The 3,282-nt window shown below is 39.2% G+C and carries 4 protein-coding genes and 1 tRNA gene; 4 read left to right on the top strand and 1 reads right to left on the bottom strand.

The window, feature by feature from the left end; translation table 11 throughout:
• The first annotated feature begins 403 nt into the window (after positions 1-403).
• On the top strand, positions 404-844 hold the full coding sequence (locus ACYQ4S_RS11340) for a phage holin family protein (RefSeq protein ID WP_459771221.1): 441 nt from the start codon (positions 404-406) through the stop codon (positions 842-844).
• A complete protein-coding gene (locus ACYQ4S_RS11335; protein WP_346023691.1) occupies positions 844-2,112 on the top strand; it encodes an N-acetylmuramoyl-L-alanine amidase in 1,269 nt (422 codons plus the stop codon). The genes ACYQ4S_RS11340 and ACYQ4S_RS11335 overlap by 1 nt, the downstream gene beginning before the upstream one ends.
• Positions 2,113-2,348: 236 nt before the next feature.
• Here ACYQ4S_RS11335 and ACYQ4S_RS11330 read toward each other — a convergent pair.
• Positions 2,349-2,422: transfer RNA gene (locus ACYQ4S_RS11330), tRNA-Arg, on the bottom strand.
• A gap of 141 nt (positions 2,423-2,563) precedes the next feature.
• Here ACYQ4S_RS11330 and ACYQ4S_RS11325 point away from each other — a divergent pair.
• Together ACYQ4S_RS11325 and ACYQ4S_RS11320 are read left to right on the top strand one after the other, a co-directional pair.
• Complete coding sequence (locus ACYQ4S_RS11325; protein ID WP_091268035.1) at positions 2,564-2,848, top strand: hypothetical protein; 285 nt, start codon at positions 2,564-2,566, stop codon at positions 2,846-2,848.
• A 12-nt stretch (positions 2,849-2,860) separates the two neighbouring features.
• The gene (locus ACYQ4S_RS11320) at positions 2,861-3,007 is read left to right on the top strand and encodes a hypothetical protein (RefSeq protein ID WP_176759664.1); all 147 of its coding nucleotides are present in this window, start codon (positions 2,861-2,863) and stop codon (positions 3,005-3,007) included.
• Positions 3,008-3,282 lie beyond the last annotated feature (275 nt).

Here is a 3,282-nt window from a genome sequence, read left to right as displayed (position 1 = left end):
ATCCGCTGGTCTAAACTGACAAACGTGCTGGAATAAACAGATTCTGTCGCTTAATTGCCTCATTTTCTTAAATAAAACTGCCGGAATAAAGTGACATTTACTGGCTGGATTATTTTGCTTTTCTACACATCAGGGCCTCGTTTTTCTAATGTTCTTGTCATTTTCTTGATGATTTCATGTTCATTTTCAACTGAATCTGTCAAATTAACTAACGTTGAATTGATAGAGATAATTGAAGAACAAGCAGAGCTCATTAAGAGTCTGTCGAACACAATCGCTAGAATGCTACTTCAGCACTCAGAGCAAGAAAGCTTAATAGAAGAATTAATGGAAAACAACTGAGAGCAGACCTTGCGCTTGCTCTTTTCTATACACAAACATAAGAAGGAAGGGGTACAAGTTGTTGATTTTAGAACTAAACGACATTACACACCAAATCTATTCTATTTACCAGAATGGTTTTATTCACGCGCTTATCTTGTGCGTATTTTTTGATATTTTCACGGGGACATTAAAATCTTTTAAAACAAAAGAAACGAGCTCCAGTGTCAGTCTTTTTGGTATTGCAAAACATGCATTAGTGGTTTTACTGATATTCGTATTGAATGTTTATCTCCCACTATTCGGATTCCAAACTTACGCTCACGGGTTTACATTATGGATGGTAGTCACATATCTAATCTCAATTGCAGAAAATTGGGCGACTCTTGGTTTACCTTTACCTGCTGCAGTTAAGAATACTTTGATTAAGCTGAAAGAACATACAGAAAACAGGATACACATTGACGCAGATGTAATGAAGGTTGAAGAAAAAGAAAAACCTATTATTAAGGAGGAAGAATAATGAGTAAAAAAGGAATTATCGATCCAGGACACGGTGGAACAGATCCGGGCGCTACAGGTTTTGGGATTCGTGAAAAAGATTGGTGTCTACGTATCAGCTTGTATCAGCATAAAAGATTGCGTGAGCTGGGCGCTGATGTCGATCTAACCAGGGACAAAGATGTTACGCTCGATTCTGTTGCCCGTACGAATAAGATTAGGGGGAAATACGACTTCTGTATTTCTAACCACTGGAACGCATTTAATGGAAAAGCCAGAGGTGTAGAGACGATTTATCCTATTAGAGTTACTGACCGTTTTGCACGAAACATAGCCAATAGTTTAGTCAATGTGTCTAAGCTGCCACTAAGACGAGTGTTCAATCGTCGAAATAGTGCTGGAACTGACTGGTACTTCATGCACCGTTTGACAGGCAATGTAGAGACAATTATCATCGAGTATGCATTCATGGATCACAGAGCAGACCATGATTGGTATCTCAATGATCAAAACTTCTATAAAGCAGCTGAATCAGTTGTTGAAGAGATTTGTAAATATATCGGCATTCAGTATAGAGGACCTAAATCATCTGATCAGCCTAAAGTGGATTTGCCAATTGTATCCGGTACTTTATTCCGTGTTCAAGTTGGAGCTTTTGGTAAACTGGAGAATGCCGAGAGACTTCAAGAAAGACTTGAAGCTGCAGACATTGACACCTACTTGATACAGGATCAAGGGCTCTTTAAAGTTCAAGTAGGAGCTTACAGAAAAAAAGAGAATGCAGAAGCTCAAGCTAAGCGAGTAGAAGCTAAAGGGTTTGATACTTTCATTACTACGGCTTCTGGAACACCAGCACATGGAACTAAAGATGAGCCGACTCAGCCTGCTGCAGTAGTGACTCCTTCTACATCAGTGAGCCGGTCAGTAAATGCTGGAGATAAAGTCATTCTTAACAATTCAGCTAATCGATATGCAACAGGTCAAACTATTCCGGCATCGGTTAAGAACAGGACCTATACAGTCATGCAAACTAGACCAGGTCAAGTCTTGCTACAGGAGATTATGAGTTGGGTACACGTGGCGGATGTTAGATTATCCAGTGCTGCATCTGCAATTGAATCTGGAGACAGAGTAACACTCAACAGTAACGCCAGCAGATACGCAACTGGAGAAAAAATTCCAGCTAGTCGAAAAGGACAGAGGTATACTGTACTGCAGACCAGAAGCGGACAAGTATTACTCAGAGAAATATTGAGCTGGGTCCATACTAGAGATGTAACTAAGCTATAAAAATCGAGTTATATAGATACCTCCAGGAGAAATTGAGTAAGCAAAATCAATTCTCTTTTGAACTATTCGAAAAATACAAAAAGTTAAAAGCGTAGAAGTGAGTCTATACAATAGAAGAAACAGAAAAAGAGAGCAGTTATTAGCTGCTCTCTTTAGGTCTACTATATTATTTCTGAATTATTTCTGAGTTAAAACTCAAAACCCGCTATGTAATCAGTCTCGTTAGAGAGATTTTACGTTTCGGGAGGGATTCGAACCCCCGACCGTTCGCTTAGAAGGCGAATGCTCTATCCAGCTGAGCTACCGAAACTTTTTCAACAACAGAATTTATTATATAACCTTTAGGAATAAAAGTCAACAGGAAAAAGCAAACTTTCAAGTAGTTAAAATTGGTTAGTTGATTCCTCCTTTGGTAAAATGAGTTTACACATTGTTTAGAGGAGGATAACTAATGAAGTTTGTCACAGCCCAGCAAAGTCTTGAGGCGTTTGCCACTGAAGTAGAGAATCTGATTCAAAGTGGTGCTTATCATGCAAATGCCCTTCTAGTCGTATCTCTTGAGGAACATGTTTCTGAAGTTAAATCCATGGTGCCGATTGAAATTGAATCGGTCAAAGAGGAGGACTTCAAAAATAGCCACCCGCTTGACGGACATGGTCTTGATGAGAAGGAAGTTAGCTTATATGATGATATATTGAAAAGAGGAGGATATGTCTTGTTTGAAAAAGATAAATAAAAAAAAGAAGTAGTGAAGGAAGAGGGTAACAAAGAGGAAGATATCGGACTCCATGCACCTGGATTTGGTGTGGACCTGGAAGAACCAGATTCAGATGAAACGAATCACGAAGATAATTTCAATCCGGAAAACCCTAATCCACAGGGAGATAAACAGTAAATGGATGTAAGGAAGCCAGTGGGGGCTGGGAAAAAACTCCCCTAAAATGAATACATCCCTCGACCGATTTTGAGAAAAAATGGTCGAGGGATGTTTCTTTTTTAAAGACAAAATGAGCCCCACCGGCTATAATTGAAGTACCAACAGCAATTATAGGAGGGGCTCACTTTGTATCAAAATTATACCACAATGGAAACTGCTTTAACACTACAATTAGACTTCACTATTCCCGAGGATCACGAAGCACGTCTTATCAGTCGTTTCGTTGATTCTAT

Source organism: Alkalibacterium sp. s-m-28 (genome assembly GCF_054658175.1).
This window is presented reverse-complemented; position numbering and strand designations above follow the sequence as displayed.

What these genes read in the sequence shown, in the direction of transcription:
- ACYQ4S_RS11325 (WP_091268035.1), top strand. Translation starts at nt 2,564, where the DNA reads ATGAAGTTTGTCACAGCCCAGCAAAGTCTTGAGGCGTTTGCCACTGAA.
- ACYQ4S_RS11335 (WP_346023691.1), top strand. Translation starts at nt 844, where the DNA reads ATGAGTAAAAAAGGAATTATCGATCCAGGACACGGTGGAACAGATCCG.